The sequence below is a fragment of the Lentimonas sp. CC4 genome (assembly GCF_902728235.1).
In the GTDB taxonomy this organism is placed as follows: domain Bacteria; phylum Verrucomicrobiota; class Verrucomicrobiia; order Opitutales; family Coraliomargaritaceae; genus Lentimonas.
Genome location: NZ_CACVBO010000001.1, coordinates 535509 through 550733, shown reverse-complemented (window position 1 = coordinate 550733; position 15225 = coordinate 535509). Strand labels below are relative to the sequence as shown.

Here is a 15225-nt window from a genome sequence, read left to right as displayed (position 1 = left end):
CCGAACGGGGTCTTTCGTTACAGAAATCTGTGTGGGACTAGAGTTTCACATCAAGCAGGTTTTGCTTGAGGCGGCTCGCGGTGGTCAGGCGCTTGAGGCGGTCACGCATTTTCTCTGCCCAGAAGTTGAAGGCTTTTTCGACTTGGGTCCATTTCGCGCCAAAGCCGATGGAGCCATCACGTCCGTCGACTGCAGCAGCGAGGCGTTCGCCCGTGTCGGAGTCAAGCAGTTCGACTTCGATGGACGCTTTGCCGACGAAGGGGTGGCTGCCAGAGATAACTTTGTCAGCTTCTGATACAACCAACCCGACGGGCACGACTGTAGAGACTGTGTTCATGACGCTGTTGGCACCGACTGCTTCGGTCAGTGCCACGCGGAGTAGCAGTGTGTCTGGGCCTGTGGTATCGACGATTTCGTAGTCCTTGCTGATCTCGTTGTAAACTGCGGTGTGAAGATCGTTGGCGAGCTTCTGAGCGACTTCTGGAGGTAGCTCATCCATTTCAGAGTCGTCACTGCGCCAGATCGTTACGGGCATAATATTGACCTTGGTATATTTTGTGAAATTTGAACGATGGTCGATGTAGACGTAGCGCGCTTCGCCTTTTTCGCCATCACGCAGCTGAGAATAGTTGTCTAGGAATCCTGTTTCTACAACGGTCTTGGCAGGGCTCGCGCAGCCAGAGAGCAGTGCCGAAGCTGCGGCGATGAGGAGGAGTGGTGTGAGTGTTTTTAGTTTCATATGTAGTGTTAAAATGTGTCTGAAAGGGGAAGTGGCTTACCAAGAGTAGCCGAAGTTGAGTGTGTAGGTCTCGTCTAATTGATCGACATTCTCCACGGCGCCGCCGTCATACTCGAATTCGGCTTCCAATGCGGTTTCGAATCCGCCTGCGATAGGGAATCTGATGCCGACTGTTGCGTTGAGTATCGTGTCGCGTGGATCGCTGGTGTTGAAGATCCCGTCGTGGTCGAGGTAGAGCGTAGAGCCAAAGCCAATGATGTCGCTGGTGGCGGTGGCTGTCCACATGATACCGAGCCAACTGTCGCTTGGGGCTTCGATGAATTGTTCGTCCACCCACGCCGGGCCGAGTTCCATCTGCAGGGTGAAGTGTGGATTATCAGAGAAATCGCGCCCCGCATGCACGCCGTAGATGCTACGCAGGTCGAGATCGGCAAATTCGTCGTATTCGTAGCTGAGATGGAAGCCGCGGTAGTTCTGACTGCCAGGTTCTAAGAAGCGGTCGTATTTTCCGTAGGCGAACCAGTTGTCTTCCTTTTTGACGTTCTTGGATTCTTCATACTCTTTGTCACCTTTGAGTGTGTAGCGGTCAACTAGGCTACGCCATACCGAGTTGGCCTGGAGGTGCCATTCATCGGAGTTGGAATTGCCACGTTCGTATTCCATTGCGAGTGAGATGCGACCAGTCCAGTCGTAGCCTTTGCCCAGTTTCCATGGCTCAGGGTTCACCATTTCGATATCTTGGGCGGCGAAGATAACTGTTTTTTCATTCTCAGCCTCTACCAGCATCGCTGTTTCGGTCGATATGATCTGACGGTCTCGATACACGGTGCCGTCTTCCATCATCAGCGTGACTGGCTCTTCGGTGGTAATGCGCTCGATGTTCTCCTGTTTGATGGTGATTCTACCAGCAAAGGGGGTATCGAATACGACTTTGTCGGCTTCAGCGCTAACGAGGTCACCTACCAGTCGAGATCCATTTTTCATTAGGATTTCGTCAGCATTTATAGCGGGAATGATGGTGAGTGCGGCTAGCGCAGTAAGAGTGAATCGGCTAAACATGGCAGAAGTGATAATTGTGCGTTTAGAGCGGTAGCTGAATTGCACTAGAAAGCAAACCGCTTCTTGGGCTCTGAGATGATCGATTCATAAATGCTTTCTTGAATTATTTGTGTGCATTTGTGCGCAATCCTGATTTCAAAGAGTGCTGATCGCAGCCATGAAGAAAACATTTGATGCCAACGCTCGTGCTTTGAAGCACGTTCAGGAACTCCACGCTTATGTCCCCGGTGAGCAACCGCAGGGCCAGGGATGGGTGAAACTCAACACGAACGAGAATCCGTATCCTCCGTCGCCGAAGGTCGGTGAGGCTGTGGCCGCTGAGGTGGCACAGTTGCGCCGCTACCCAGAGCCTGTGAGCCAGAAGCTACGTGCGGTGATCGGTGCGCGCTATGGCCTGACGGCGAAAAACGTGATCATCGGTAATGGCTCTGACAATATTTTGGACCTGATTACGCGTTGTTACGTGTCGTCCGAAGGGGCGGGGCACATGGTGCCAAGTTATTCGCTCTATCCGGTCGTGGCTGGTATGTCGGGGCAGGGCACGATTGATGTGCCGTTTACTCGCTCGATGGAGCTCGATGTGGATGCGATTGTGGCCGCGAATGCCCCCGTGTTTTTCCTGACGTCGCCCAATGCGCCGACCGGCGTCGCGTTTCCTTTGGCAACGATTGAGACGATCTTGCAACGGATTGACGGCATCTTGGTCGTGGATGAGGCGTATGTGGATTTCGGCGGCGAGAGTGCCGTTGCGCTGATTCAGGATTACGAAAACCTCGTCGTGGTGCGCACGTTCTCGAAGTCTTATGGACTGGCGGGCATGCGTGTCGGCTTCGGCATGGCGAGCGAAGGAATTATCGGGATGCTCGACCGTGTGCGTGATGCCTACAACGTCGATCGTGTCGCTCAGGCTGCAGCACAGGCCGCGTTTGAGGATGTTGCTTATTTCGAAGAGCAGCGCCAGAAGGTGATCGCGACTCGCGAAGCGACACTTGCTCAGCTCGATTCGCTGGGCTGGTTCACGTATCCATCTGCAGCGAATTTATTGTTTACCGAGCCGAAAAATGCGGCAGGCGAGGTGGGCGCAGACGTTGCAGCCTCGCTGTTTGAGCATTTGAAGCGCAAGCGCGTATTAGTGCGCTATTTCCCAAACCATCCTTTAACTTGCTCTTTTCTCCGCGTCAGCATAGGAACTGACGCTGAAATGGAGGCATTTATAACCGCTGTTACATCATGGCTGAACCACGCATAGCAAAAATCACTCGCAATACTAAAGAGACTCAGATCGAACTCGAACTGAATGTCGACGGCACTGGCGTGTCTGAAATCGACACTGGCATCCCGTTTTTCGACCACATGCTGACGCTCTTTGCCAAGCACGGCTTGTTTGACCTGAAGGTCAAAGCAACCGGCGATATCGATGTTGATTATCATCACATGGTGGAGGACACCGGCATCGTGCTCGGGCAGGCAGTCAAGCAGGCGCTTGGTGATAAGGGTGGCATCCGTCGTTACGGATTCTTCCTCTTGCCGATGGATGAGTCGCTCGCCCGCGTGGTGCTCGATCTCTCGAACCGTCAGGCCTTCGTCTATAATGTGGACTACAAATTTCCAATGGTGCGCGATTTCAGCATCGTGCTCGTGAAGGAGTTTTTCCAAGCATTTGCCAACGACGCAGCCTGCAACCTCCACATCACTCTGGAATACGGCGAAGAGCCGCACCACATCGCCGAAGCGATTTTCAAGGGCTTTGCGCGTGCGCTCGACGTGGCGACCACAGTCGATCCTCGCCTCGGCGGAGCATTGCCGTCCACGAAGGGCACGCTCTCGCTGTAGCGAGACGCACATTTTTTAACGCAAAAGGCGTCCCATCACTGGGGCGCCTTTTTTTGTTCTCTCTTTCTCGGCTAGGGGCATGCGGGCTAGACCCTTGACATTTTTTCGATATTAATTCATAAGCTAGAGTTTGTGCGAAATTTGTTACTTATACTGTGTGGGTTTGGGGTGCTGCCGATCCAGCAGGCTGCTCTAGCAGTTACTTTTGATGCTAGTTATGCGATCACCAGCGCTGATGCTGATACGAATAGCGATACTTTAGTTGATGTTACGGGGCTCAGTGTGACCTTGCCGAGCTATTCCGGAGATGTGCTCATGATCTCTAGCTATTCAGCTAATAAAAAAAATAATTCAGACGAACTCACCGCTCGGCATCAATTGGACGCTAACGGCAGTCCTGTTGGGATCGAGCGTGATCGACATATCATCAAGTCGAGTGCCGCAGCTGGAGCAGGGGCAGCGATCGGGGTTGTCAATGTGTCCAGTGGAGGTTCGATGACCCTGCAACACGCTAAATCGACAGGTGATAAACCTGGCCTTTCCACCCTATCTCATTCGACATTGACAGCGATTCCGCTGACATCTGGAGGGAAAACCCTGTCTCACGCCTATACTTCATCGACGGATACGGTCACAAGCAACGTTGAGGAAGTCGCGAAAACGACGGCTCTGAACGTGGCTAACATACACGGCGGAACTGCTGAAGTGTTCATCATGGCGACCTTTGAAACGGTGAGTTCAGGCACTTCGAACGCCTCTTGGCAGTTAGAATATCGCACGGCTGAGACTGGTCTTTGGGAGGTCGCAGGAAACGCGAGTTCTCGTAAGTTGGATACGAATCAGGGAGTTGCGGCAGTCACGGCACTTGCTGATCTCGATGCTGCGGGTGACTACGAATTTCGACTGACACAGAGTTTGGTGAGTGGTGATAATTTCTCCACTCTGGATGTGGATTTGGTTGCGCTCTCCTTATCGATTGATGCCGACACATACTTACAAAGTTACGAACAATATACTGTAGGCTCAACGGGTGCCACTCTGGATCTGGCGGTCTCTGAGGATATGGATGTCTTTGTTGCTGCCAGTGTCACTGCCACAAGCACCTCATCTACCACCGGCGAATATCAGTTATTCTTAGACGGCGGAACCACGAGCTCGATCGTCGCAGGATCCACTCGAGAAGTGGATACCGGAGATGTCGGCAGCGTTGCGTTGACCGGCGTGTATTCCTTGTTAGCAAGTGATACGAATACCTTAACACTTCAAACGGATGACGCAGATCTAACTTTTGGCACAGATGGGAACAACGTTGTGGGGTTTGGTCTGACTGCTGTTCCTGAACCGAGTCAATACACGCTAATCTTCTGCGTGCTGACATTCGCAGTCGTCCTGCGACGCAGACGTCCTAATAGATGATTGAGGGATATTTGGAGAAGCTTTCACTTTGACGAACCGCCAGCATGGAACCATCTGAGGACTTTCGTATTCTTGGCAGTCCAATTCCAAGGAAAGACGTGTATTTTGTCATCGGTGTGCTGTTGCTATTGGTTGTTTCACTGGCAGCAGCGTCGTATTATTTTTACTATCTCCCTCGAAAAGAAGCTGCCGCGATTCAGGCACTTCAAGCGGCCGAAAAAGAGCAGGAACGATTGAATAGCTCGGTTGGAGAAGCTAGTCCAGCTGAACAAATTGAGGAAATATTGGCGTTTCATCTTCAGATGACTGGCCTCTCTCAGGTGAAGAGTTATCGTCTGGATGGGAAGTATTCAACAGGTGCTTTGCGTATGGGCTTACGAATGCAGGCGAAGCAGCCCAACTTCTACCGACTGCGATTGCAGGGGCTGGATTCCTGGATCACATTCGGTTTTAATGGAAAGTCCAGTTGGATTGATCAGAGTCAAGCGATCATCGATGAGGCCAACTCGGGGCTTAAAACACTCAACGAAACGATGATGCATCTCGAGTGCACGATCCCTATCTTAAGCTGGCTCTATGAGAGTAAACTGCACCTAAAGGCGCTTAAGCGACTGCCTGATGCGGCATGGGGAGGGCGACGCTTTTATGTGCTTGAAGATAGTATGAGCTTTCGATTCCCCGTCGTTCATTATATCGATGCAGAGTCCGGTCGTGAGGTGCGTCGCACCATTGATTTTGAGCTCAATAACGAACCGCGAAACGTAGAGATTCGCTACTACGACCCAATTGAGAATCTAACCTTTAGTTTTCCATCCGGCTTTGAGCTGAGCCTAGATGGTAAAACCCTGAGCAGTGCAACGTTCTCGAAAGTGGACTTTAATAAGGGGCTTCTTTCTATACTTTTTGAGAAAGAGTCGGCCCGTCAAACGAATTAGAGATGGGATTTTATTTGTTCCGTCTGCTAACTTCGCTAGGGCACCTTGAACGAATCGTTGCATGCGCCTGTGCACGGATGTCTCTTTGTTTCAACGGTGGACTTTCGATTCGGGCGATGGCGTTGAGTGATCGTTGAGTTGGCTCAAATAGCGCCACTTCATTAGTTGGTCTTTTTGGTTCGATTAGCCCTAGTTATCAATGGTTTGTTGAAATCGAAATGGTTCATCCAGTAGATGAAGAGATTTTCCAAAACGTGTCCCTTGTCTGCTTGCATCCTATCTCAATTTTGGCACCTTGTTGCGTTTCTTATGAGCGCAGTTACTTCAAATAATAAGCCACGCCTTGCCGTAATCGATTACGGTATGGGGAATTTGCGTAGTGTTGTGCGGGCTTGGGAGCATGTTGGCGCGGATGCGCAACTCGTCTCCACTCCAGCTGAAATCAAGGATGCCGATGCCTTGGTATTTCCTGGTCAAGGGGCGATCGTGGATACGATGCGCTTGCTCAAAGAGACTGGATTTGATAATGCGATCCGCGAGTGGATCGCTGCGGATAAGCCATTTTTCGGCATTTGCCTCGGGCTACAGGCATTATTCGAACACTCCGAAGAGGGCGACACGCCAGCATTGGGTGTCTTTAAGGGGCGGGTTCGTCGCTTTCAGATCGATCCATCGCTTAAGGTGCCACACATGGGTTGGAATTCAGTAAGCTTCGATGGCGAAGACCCATTGACCGAAGGCCTGGAGAGTGGAACGGATCAATTTTATTTCGTGCATAGCTACTATATTGACCCCGAAGATAAGAGTCTCGCGCTGTTTGAGACGGATTACGGTGGTCGTTTTGTTTCCGGGATTCGTTCTGGTAAGTGTTATGCTACACAGTTTCATCCCGAGAAAAGTCAGGCAAAAGGATTACACCTTTACCGCAATTTCTTGAAACTACTTTAGCGCACGAACCTTCAGGACTTTTGATTTAACGATAATTCGCACAACTACCTATCTAACACGACGACTACCTATTAATATGGAAAATACAGGCACTATCCGACTCGGCGATGAGAATTTCGAGTTCCCGATAATTGAAGGAACCGAAGGAGAGAAGGCTCTCGATACTAGGACGTTACGCGCTAAGAGCGGTTGTATTACGTTTGATGAGGGCTATGGCAATACCGGCTCTTGCATGAGCGAAATTAGCTTCATTGATGGTGAGAAAGGCATCCTTCGTCACCGTGGTTATCCGATTGAGCAACTTGCCGAGGAGTCCGCTTTCCTCGAAGCTGCCATGCTGATTATTTATGGCGAGCTACCCGACGACGAGCGCCTGAAGGCTTTTAAGTATCACGTGCGCCGCAATGCCTCGATTCACACAGGTATGCACAGCCACTTTGATGGATTCCCTAGTAATGCACATCCGATGGCGATTCTTTCGGCGATGCTCAATGCCTTAGGGGCTTACTATCCTCAGATGTCGTCGAATGACCGTGAGCAAGACCTCGCCCACTTCGACGAGACCGCAGCGTTACTGATCTCTAAGGTGCGCACCATCGCGGCGATGACCTATCGTATGAAAATGGGGCTGCCCTTTGTTTATCCTGCGGATAAGCGCTACACTGGCAACTTTTTGCACATGATGTTCTCCGAGCCTTATAATGAGTGGATGGATGATCACGGTGCAGGAAAGGCACTCGACCTATTCCTCATGCTGCATGCAGATCACGAGCAAAATTGCTCTACTTCGACGGTTCGCATGGTTGCCTCTGGTGGGGCGAATCTCTTTGCATCTGTCTCGGCGGGTGTCTGCGCGCTCTGGGGCCCGTCGCATGGTGGTGCCAATATGGCGGTGATCAAGATGCTCGAAGACATTCATGCCTCGGGCGATGACGGTTCTCGGTTCATCCAAGCGGCGAAAGAAGGTAAAGCGAAGCTTATGGGCTTCGGGCACCGCGTGTATAAGAACTACGATCCGCGTGCAAAGATTCTCGGTAAGAGCGCTGAGTCTATTCTTGAGAGCATGGGCATGAATGACCCGCTGCTTGATATTGCTCGTAAGCTCGAACAAGCCGCACTGGAAGATGATTATTTCGTCAGCCGTAAGCTCTACCCGAATGTCGACTTCTACAGTGGCTTGATTTTGAAGGCTATCGGTATCCCAGTTGAGATGTTTACCGTGATGTTTGCGATTGGTCGTATGCCAGGTTGGATTGCGAACTGGAAGGAAATTGCAGAAAACCCGAAGAGCCGTATCCACCGCCCTCGTCAGATTTATACAGGCTCCACGAAGCGTGATTACGTGAAGATGGAAGATCGCTAGAACGTAAAGGGTATCATTTTATGAACGGCAGTGCTCCCCGGGGCGCTGCCGTTTTTTTGTGTATCCGGTAGCTGCGCGCCGCTGAGCGTCGGAGGGGCGCGGTCGCTGAGGCTCGGCACACGGGCTAAAGCGCAATGCCGTTGCGTATCATAGCAACCACTGACTAAAAAAGGTAAAAAGTTTAACCGCAGAGTGCGCGGAGAATTTGGGGAGGATCTTTGACATGCTCTGTGTCATGCCTCTGCGCGCTCAGCGTTCTCAAGCGGAGCGGGCGCTTAAATATACATATCCAAAGCCAAACCGGGGGCTTGCCCGTTCGCTGCCGGACGCGAGGCTGCGAGAGAATGCGCAACACGGATCCAGTATTTGGGGAAGCGGTGTTACCCTTCAGCCTGATCGCTACCCTTTGCGTCCGCCTTCGGTGGTGCGCCGTGCAGGATGTCTTCCAGCTCTAGCCCCGTCATTTGCTTAATGCCGCCGAGTAGCATCCAGAGTGTGACCATCATAATTGCCATGCTTGGGATGACGATGACGGGCCAGCTCCAAGCCATCATTTTACTGACCTCTGAATTAAAGGCATCCGTGCCACTTGGGCTGACGACGATCCAGCGTGCGAGCACGAAGTTGAGAATACCGCTGAGTAGGAAAGAGAAGGCGAGGAGCCATGTGCACTTCGTGAGGAGCTTTTCAAAGGCGGATTCGCTGTCATGTGCGACGAGTGCGTTGTGCACCTTGTCCACATCCAGAATTTCCGGATTGTAGAGCAGTGTGCGAATCAGTGGCCAAGGCGTCTTGAGTGACACGACGACCGCGATGCCTAGCAGTAGCGGAATTGCTGCTTCTTTCACCGCGAACCATTCGGTGGGGATCTCCAGAATGCCGATGCCACCAGTGAGTAGCACGCTGATGAGACCGAGGATGGAGAAGACGTTATACTTCGAGCGTTTGAAGTAATCGTAGATGAAATAGCAGACCGGGAAGAGGATGGCGATGATCAGGATACCGACAGCGACATTCTCAAAATAGGGCTCCAGGTATTCGCCGAAATATTTCTTGCCCTTGTTGAGCACCATAATGGGCAACAAGATGTTGAAGCCAATGTTGAGGAGCATATTCTCCTTCTTAACGGGAGGTTTTCCAGATATCGGAGAATTCTGCAAATTTGGTGCGGTGCTGGGTTGCTGTTCGGCCATATGTTCGCCTAGGCTTTTCCGACTTATGTCGAACGCAAGCTCTATTCGTTGTCTTATCACTGCGGGCCCAACCCGTGAATTTATCGATCCGGTGCGCTTTTTGAGCAATCCATCCACCGGGAAAATGGGCTATGCCATCGCCGAAGCCGCTGTAGCTGCCGGATGGACGGTCGATCTAGTCGCTGGGCCGGTCGCCCTGCAAGAGCCAGAGGATGTTATTTTATACCCAGTTGTCAGTGCTGAGGAAATGTTTCACCACGTCGATGCTCTGTTTGATGCCTGTGATGTGTTGATCATGACCGCGGCCGTGAGTGATTTTCGACCAGTCACACAACACGCCAAGAAGGAGAAGAAGGGCGATGCCTCAATGACCATCGAATTTGAGCGCACCATCGATATTTTAAAAACGATGACTGAGCGCAAGGCGCAGCAGACGGTGGTCGGCTTTGCCGCAGAGACGGACAACGTCGACGCCTACGCCCGTAAAAAGCTGGAAGAGAAAAACCTCGATTGGATCGTGGCCAACAAAGTGGGCGAGGCGGGCGCAGGCTTTGCCGCCGATACCAATGAAGTGACGCTGATCGCCGCCGACGGCAGCTCACTTAAAATTGGCCCCGCCACCAAAGCCGAGATCGCCAAGCAGTTGATCCAGCTGGTGACGCCAATGGCTTAGTGGTCTTAATCATAATCCTAATCATAATCCTAATCCCACTTCACTAATGCCCACTATCTTTGATCACGAAAGGTTAAACGTCTATCAGCGTTCTTTAGACTTTGTCGAATTTGCAGAGACGCTGTTGTCGGATTTACCCAAAGGGCTCGCTGCGCATGATCAAATCGATCGTGCGTCTACTTCGATACCACTGAATTTGGCCGAAGGAAATGGGAAGTTCACGGCAAAGGATCGTTGCCGTTTCTTTGATATTGCGCGTGGTTCCGCCTTGGAATGCGCCGCTGCTTTGGATGTCTTGACCCGTCGCAACAAAATAGGGGCGACGACCGCTGAGGAGGGGAAAATAATTCTGAAAGAGATTGTTTCGATGATTGTTGGACTCATTCGCAGTCAAGAAGGCGGGCGCGTGTATGAAGACCCCGCAGCTTACAATGAAGGTGACTGATGATCGGAATTGATTAGGATTAAGAGTAAGATTAGGATTAAGATTTTAGTAATGAAAAACTCCGGACTTGATAAAATCCTGGGCCGTATCGATGACCTCGATTCGGTGAATCTGGGTATTCTGGTGCAGCGCCTCGCGCGCGACCGTAAGCTGCAGGAGACCGTGTTTAACACGATTCAGGATGGGATCCTGGTGATTGATTCCGAAGGGGTGGTGCAATACGCCAACGAGGCGGCCTTTAGTCTGATTGGCTTGAAAGAGGATGACATCGGCACTACCCGCCTGTGGAAAATGGTGCCAGATCTGGCGCGCTCAATTGATTTAGATAAAAATAAAAAGGTGGCGAAAGCCTCGCCCGTGCTGTCCCGAGAGGTCGAGCTGACGTATCCAGAGCATCGGTTCGTTCGTCTCTATATGGTGCCGATCGACGCGAATGTCGGGCACCATGATAGTGGCGGCACGGTCGTCGTGCTTTCTGATGTGACCGAAGAAAAAGTTTCGATGGAAGAGCGGATCGAGAGCGAACGCATTGCCTCGATCATGCGTCTCTCTGCGGGCGTCGCCCATGAGCTAGGTAATCCGCTCAACTCGTTGACGATTCATCTGCAGCTGATCGAACGAAAACTGAAAAAGCTACAACTCGGAGCGGAGGCCAGTGGTATGGCCGACTCACTCGAAGTGTGTCAGGGCGAGGTCAAGCGCCTCGACGGTATCATTACCCATTTCCTCGAAGCGGTGCGGCCGCAGCAACCTGAACTCAATGAGCTCGATTTGATCGAACTCCTAGACGAGGTGTTACGTGTGCAGGAAGCCGAATTGAGTAACCGGCGCTTGGATGTAAATGTCGATGTCGCCCAAACCATTCCATCGATCCTTGGCGATCGTGGCCAAATCAAGCAGGTCTTTTTTAATCTGGTCAAAAATGCGATGGAAGCGATGCAGGCAGGTGGGAAGCTCCGAGTTTTAGCGCGCAGTGATGACGAATTTGTGTATCTGCAATTCATCGATACCGGCTCGGGCATTTCAGAAGATGAGCTCTCTCGTATCTTGCAGCCGTATTACACGACCAAGAAGGAAGGTCACGGACTCGGCATGATGATCGTGCAACGCATTATCCGCGACCACGGCGGTCAGCTCGGCATCGAATCGCGCAAAGGCGAGGGCACCGCGATTACCCTACAGTTCCCGCAGCAACACCGTCGCACGCGTCTGCTGGATGGATAGCGCATATCACGCGTTCGCTATTTTGGGGCTGAAGGGCTGGTTCAATATTTGGCTGTGAAGCGCGGCCTAGTCGAAAGTTGTGGTGACGCCGTTTGCGGCCGTCCTTCGGGTGAGTGGCTTTCACGCTGTTGTATACGCGCGAGCGCGATCACCACACCAGATATGATCAGCTTGAGACGTGGTATTAGTATTATTGGGTCTGATTGTTGATGCGCTTGATGAAGTCCGCCTCAGTGTGACCATTCATATACGCCACGACGCGCATGCCTGCTTCGCCTTCTTTTGGGAAGCGGCCTTTGTTGCTAAATAAAGGGGGCACTGCGATTCGGCGAAATCACTTCGGCCGTAGCCGGTTGTTCCTACTGATGGTTTGACGACGTATATGATTAAAATAATTAGGCCGATCAAACGACATATTGGAACCAGTTCTCCATTAACCTTAAAAGAGTCGTTAGAAGTCAGAAGCTGAATCTCAGTGTTTTATGAAGCATCTCCGATTTGCCAAATGGCTTCGCCCTTCGGTTGCACCCAAGGGCATAATAAAGTGTCGCTGCGCTCGGTGGGTGGCGTCAAATTCTCTCGTAAGCGTTTTATTACCAAGGACTAACTTCTACTCCTAACTTCTAACTCCTGAATCTAGGATTAATGATTGTCCTTCAGTTAAATACTTTAATTTGCTGCACTAAAACGTATCATTTTTTTGATATTTTTGACTTCCTAGAGTTGCTGAATCAACAGGCGTTCGTTTTCTGTGGGATCTGACACTTTAGGGTCGAATTCCTGTCCCATTTCGCTTGGAATCTAGTTTCTTACTTAAACCCACCCAAATAATATGATAACTTCGATTTCTAAACACGTTGCGCTTGGCCTGACTGCCAGTGCTCTAGTCATCACCGCATGCAGCAAACCAGCTGAAGACACGATTCCAGCAGCTCCGGATGCCGCGATCCAAACGGTCATCACTGAATTTGCTCAAGGCAATGGCGGTATTCTTTGGGAGGCCATGCCAGCGAGCTACCAGACTGATGTAACGACTCTGGTAAAGCTTGCGGGCACCAAGGTGGATGCTGAAGTCTACGATAAGAGCTTTGCGACGATTGGCCGTCTTGCTGAGGTGGTGGATCAGCAGCAGGCTTTTATCCTGAATACTTCTTTCCTTAAAGGCCGTTCGGCTGAGGAGATGGCTGAGCTCGAAGCGGCGCTGCCGTCAGTCGTTGGTGTCATCAATACGCTGACTCAAAGCGAGTTGGCCTCTTCGACTGGCTTGTTGAATTTTGATGGTCAGGCATTTTTCGATACGACTGTGTCAAAGCTTGCTGGGTATGTCGAAGAGCTCGGTGTGCTGGCCGGAGAAGAATACGTGCTTTCAGATTACGTCAACTCCGTCGTGAGCGTGGTAGATGCAGATGATCTACAAGCGACTTTGTTGATGACCGTTCCTGGTGAAGAACCAGTAGAGCAAACATTCACTAAGGTTGAAGAGCGCTGGGTGCCGGCTGATATGGCAAGTGATTGGGCTTCATCGGTTGCAGAAGCAACTGCTGAACTCGAAGCGACGTCTCCAGAAGATATTGCTGCTCAAAAACCGCAGATCATGGGCGTTCTCGCGATGATGGATGGTGTGTTGACTCAAATCGCAGCAGCCGAGACTCAAGAACAATTCGACCAGAGCCTACAAGGCGCGATGATGCCACTCATGGGACTCATGATGATGGGGCAAGGGATGGGTGCACCCGCAGCGCCAATGCCAGCAGCTCCAAGCAGCACACCTTCGGTAAAATAAGGTCACTCCGATTTTTGAATCAAAGCCGCTTCCTTTCGGGGAGGCGGCTTTTTTTGTTTTTGGGGGGAGAGACGAGCTCTGCCTCGTCCGCCGAACCTCAGCACAGAGCCAAAGCACTTAACCAAGCACCAGCACGCCGCAAGGCGAGGCGGAGCCTGAGCTTTACCCATAATGTTGTATCTTCTTGTTGTCGCGATGAACGCGGTTCTTTGAGCTCCTCCCCTGCGAAGCATATCCTTATACACAAGTCTGTGGAGCGTATTCGCATGATTGTAGCACCAAGGGTGCGGCCGATGTCAGCCTGGGGCAAAGCCCCGGGTATTCAACCCCAAAAACACAGCGAGCCCTGAAAGGGCGTTCTATTGGATGGGCCAAACACTTGCTCGATTAGATCGCCCTTTCAGGGCTTTGGGTGGATGGTTCATTCCACCTCTAGGGCTTTGCCCTAGGCTGACATCGGCCGCACCTTTGGTGCTACAATTAATATGCCTTTGATGAATCTGGGTTACGTAGATTTGATAATGCAAAGATATGTAGAAGGATATGCTGCGAAGGGGAGGTGGCTCCGTCTGTGGTTCGACAAGCTCACCACCCTGAGCCCGTCGAAGGGCGGGGTCGGAGGGGTTTCGGCATGTTAGCCCAAAGAATCTGCTCATGTTGCGCGAAACCCTTCCGTCTCGCTCCGCGATCCACCTTCCCTTCGCAGGGAAGGAGCTATAAGCTTTTTACCACCAACTTTTCACACATTCTAACTTATGGGTAAAGCTCGTCCCTCCCCCATGAGTTGAGCTGAAAATCACAACTCTCGATGTGCGACAATATCGCTGCACTTTCTAGGTTCATCGATGCGCCGCCCCAATCTGTGATTCGTCGATTGACGAAATGACATGGAATCTCCGTAGTCATCCCCATGGAAAGCAAGCGATTGATTATACTAGAAGTCGGACGGAAGTTGTTCCTGCAGCATGGCTTTCAGGGAGTGTCTATGTCAGCGGTTGCGGCAGCCGCGGAGGTGTCAACGGAGGAACTGCTTGTCGAATTTGAGAGTAAAGAGCTGTTGCTGAACCGTATTATCAGTGAGTGGGGCGTGAGTGCGATTGCTGAAATTCGCTCTGATTTGATGAAGTTTTCGTCGCTGGATTCGATGCTGATTCTCGTGTTTGATGTATGGATCGTGCGCCCGTTTGAGTTGATTGGTCGCTCGCCCCGCGCGAGTGATTTATTCGACTGGTCGCTGACTGGCGCGCGTGAGGCGGTGGATGCGAATTTTGTGAGGTTCACAGAATTGATCGTCGAGATCCTTAGATCTCAGAGCGAGAGCGTGCGTCATCAAGGGATGTCGGTTCCGCAGCTTGCACATTTGTTGGGAAGGTCGGCAGTTGGCTATCGAACCAATGCTAGGGATACCCGGGAGTTGCGGACGTTAATTACCGGGTTGGTAACGCTCGTAGTGCGTTAGCCCGAGGAGCTGAGGCTCGGTGGTCGAAATGGCGTGGCCAGTCCGCTACGGCGTGTGAGGTCGAAGATCGGCGAAGCCGTGCTTACCTGTGTGCTCGGATTCTGGAATGGCTGCGGCTCGGTGGTCGAAATGGCTTCGCCAGTCCGCTACGGTGT

Annotated in this window: 15 protein-coding genes; 11 read left to right on the top strand and 4 right to left on the bottom strand. The window is 51.6% G+C overall.

What is annotated here, in order from left to right; all coding sequences use genetic code 11:
* Window positions 1-37: 37 nt before the first annotated feature.
* Both GZZ87_RS02405 and GZZ87_RS02400 read right to left on the bottom strand, forming a co-directional pair.
* On the bottom strand, window positions 38-739 hold the full coding sequence (locus GZZ87_RS02405) for a DUF3313 domain-containing protein (protein WP_162027728.1): 702 nt from the start codon (window positions 737-739) through the stop codon (window positions 38-40).
* A gap of 36 nt (window positions 740-775) precedes the next feature.
* The gene (locus tag GZZ87_RS02400) at window positions 776-1723 is read right to left on the bottom strand and encodes a DUF481 domain-containing protein (RefSeq protein ID WP_162027727.1); all 948 of its coding nucleotides are present in this window, start codon (window positions 1721-1723) and stop codon (window positions 776-778) included.
* A 232-nt stretch (window positions 1724-1955) separates the two neighbouring features.
* On the opposite strand from GZZ87_RS02400, the gene hisC reads away from it, so the two are divergent.
* The 6 genes from hisC (at window position 1956) to GZZ87_RS02370 (ending at window position 8293) form a co-directional block, all read left to right on the top strand.
* Entirely contained in the window at window positions 1956-3047 is a 1092-nt protein-coding gene (gene hisC / locus GZZ87_RS02395; protein ID WP_162027726.1) for a histidinol-phosphate transaminase, read from the top strand.
* On the top strand, window positions 3029-3631 hold the full coding sequence (gene hisB, locus GZZ87_RS02390; RefSeq protein WP_162027725.1) for an imidazoleglycerol-phosphate dehydratase HisB: 603 nt from the start codon (window positions 3029-3031) through the stop codon (window positions 3629-3631). The genes hisC and hisB overlap by 19 nt, the downstream gene beginning before the upstream one ends.
* 141 nt (window positions 3632-3772) lie before the next feature.
* Window positions 3773-5047 (top strand): hypothetical protein, encoded by a 1275-nt coding sequence (locus GZZ87_RS02385; protein ID WP_162027724.1) that lies wholly within the window; start codon window positions 3773-3775, stop codon window positions 5045-5047.
* 44 nt (window positions 5048-5091) lie between these two features.
* Entirely contained in the window at window positions 5092-5982 is an 891-nt protein-coding gene (locus GZZ87_RS02380) for a hypothetical protein (protein ID WP_162027723.1), read from the top strand.
* A gap of 309 nt (window positions 5983-6291) precedes the next feature.
* Window positions 6292-6930 (top strand): imidazole glycerol phosphate synthase subunit HisH, encoded by a 639-nt coding sequence (hisH, locus tag GZZ87_RS02375; protein WP_162027722.1) that lies wholly within the window; start codon window positions 6292-6294, stop codon window positions 6928-6930.
* A 76-nt stretch (window positions 6931-7006) separates the two neighbouring features.
* Window positions 7007-8293 (top strand): citrate synthase, encoded by a 1287-nt coding sequence (locus GZZ87_RS02370; RefSeq protein WP_162027721.1) that lies wholly within the window; start codon window positions 7007-7009, stop codon window positions 8291-8293.
* Between the two features lie 380 nt (window positions 8294-8673).
* Here GZZ87_RS02370 and GZZ87_RS02365 read toward each other — a convergent pair whose 3' ends face one another.
* Window positions 8674-9405 (bottom strand): VC0807 family protein, encoded by a 732-nt coding sequence (locus tag GZZ87_RS02365; protein ID WP_162027720.1) that lies wholly within the window; start codon window positions 9403-9405, stop codon window positions 8674-8676.
* A gap of 106 nt (window positions 9406-9511) precedes the next feature.
* Here GZZ87_RS02365 and GZZ87_RS02360 point away from each other — a divergent pair, with 106 nt between their 5' ends.
* From GZZ87_RS02360 to GZZ87_RS02350, 3 genes are read left to right on the top strand one after another with little or no spacing between them, the layout of a single operon-like run.
* Window positions 9512-10159 carry a phosphopantothenoylcysteine decarboxylase gene (locus tag GZZ87_RS02360; protein ID WP_162027719.1) on the top strand — a complete coding sequence of 216 codons (648 nt, stop codon included), beginning with the start codon at window positions 9512-9514 and terminating at the stop codon, window positions 10157-10159.
* Window positions 10160-10205: 46 nt separating this feature from the next.
* The gene (locus GZZ87_RS02355; protein ID WP_162027718.1) at window positions 10206-10604 is read left to right on the top strand and encodes a four helix bundle protein; all 399 of its coding nucleotides are present in this window, start codon (window positions 10206-10208) and stop codon (window positions 10602-10604) included.
* Window positions 10605-10655: 51 nt separating this feature from the next.
* Window positions 10656-11828 (top strand): ATP-binding protein, encoded by a 1173-nt coding sequence (locus GZZ87_RS02350; RefSeq protein ID WP_162027717.1) that lies wholly within the window; start codon window positions 10656-10658, stop codon window positions 11826-11828.
* Between the two features lie 190 nt (window positions 11829-12018).
* Here the strand turns inward: GZZ87_RS02350 and GZZ87_RS19875 are convergent, their stop codons facing one another.
* The gene (locus GZZ87_RS19875; RefSeq protein WP_280178264.1) at window positions 12019-12147 is read right to left on the bottom strand and encodes a hypothetical protein; all 129 of its coding nucleotides are present in this window, start codon (window positions 12145-12147) and stop codon (window positions 12019-12021) included.
* 513 nt (window positions 12148-12660) lie between these two features.
* On the opposite strand from GZZ87_RS19875, the gene GZZ87_RS02345 reads away from it, so the two are divergent.
* Window positions 12661-13611, top strand: coding sequence for a hypothetical protein (locus GZZ87_RS02345; RefSeq protein WP_162027716.1), 951 nt, complete (start codon window positions 12661-12663; stop codon window positions 13609-13611).
* A 925-nt stretch (window positions 13612-14536) separates the two neighbouring features.
* Entirely contained in the window at window positions 14537-15070 is a 534-nt protein-coding gene (locus GZZ87_RS02340) for a TetR family transcriptional regulator (protein WP_162051188.1), read from the top strand.
* The last annotated feature ends 155 nt before the right edge of the window (window positions 15071-15225 follow it).

Bases quoted from the DNA above. Each gene is read 5' to 3' on its own strand.
- GZZ87_RS02405 (WP_162027728.1), bottom strand. From the start codon at position 739: ATGAAACTAAAAACACTCACACCACTCCTCCTCATCGCCGCAGCTTCG.
- GZZ87_RS02400 (WP_162027727.1), bottom strand. From the start codon at position 1,723: ATGAAAAATGGATCTCGACTGGTAGGTGACCTCGTTAGCGCTGAAGCC.
- hisC (WP_162027726.1), top strand. From the start codon at position 1,956: ATGAAGAAAACATTTGATGCCAACGCTCGTGCTTTGAAGCACGTTCAG.
- hisB (WP_162027725.1), top strand. From the start codon at position 3,029: ATGGCTGAACCACGCATAGCAAAAATCACTCGCAATACTAAAGAGACT.
- GZZ87_RS02380 (WP_162027723.1), top strand. From the start codon at position 5,092: ATGGAACCATCTGAGGACTTTCGTATTCTTGGCAGTCCAATTCCAAGG.
- hisH (WP_162027722.1), top strand. From the start codon at position 6,292: ATGAGCGCAGTTACTTCAAATAATAAGCCACGCCTTGCCGTAATCGAT.
- GZZ87_RS02370 (WP_162027721.1), top strand. From the start codon at position 7,007: ATGGAAAATACAGGCACTATCCGACTCGGCGATGAGAATTTCGAGTTC.
- GZZ87_RS02365 (WP_162027720.1), bottom strand. From the start codon at position 9,405: ATGCTCCTCAACATTGGCTTCAACATCTTGTTGCCCATTATGGTGCTC.
- GZZ87_RS02360 (WP_162027719.1), top strand. From the start codon at position 9,512: ATGTCGAACGCAAGCTCTATTCGTTGTCTTATCACTGCGGGCCCAACC.
- GZZ87_RS02355 (WP_162027718.1), top strand. From the start codon at position 10,206: ATGCCCACTATCTTTGATCACGAAAGGTTAAACGTCTATCAGCGTTCT.
- GZZ87_RS02350 (WP_162027717.1), top strand. From the start codon at position 10,656: ATGAAAAACTCCGGACTTGATAAAATCCTGGGCCGTATCGATGACCTC.
- GZZ87_RS02345 (WP_162027716.1), top strand. From the start codon at position 12,661: ATGATAACTTCGATTTCTAAACACGTTGCGCTTGGCCTGACTGCCAGT.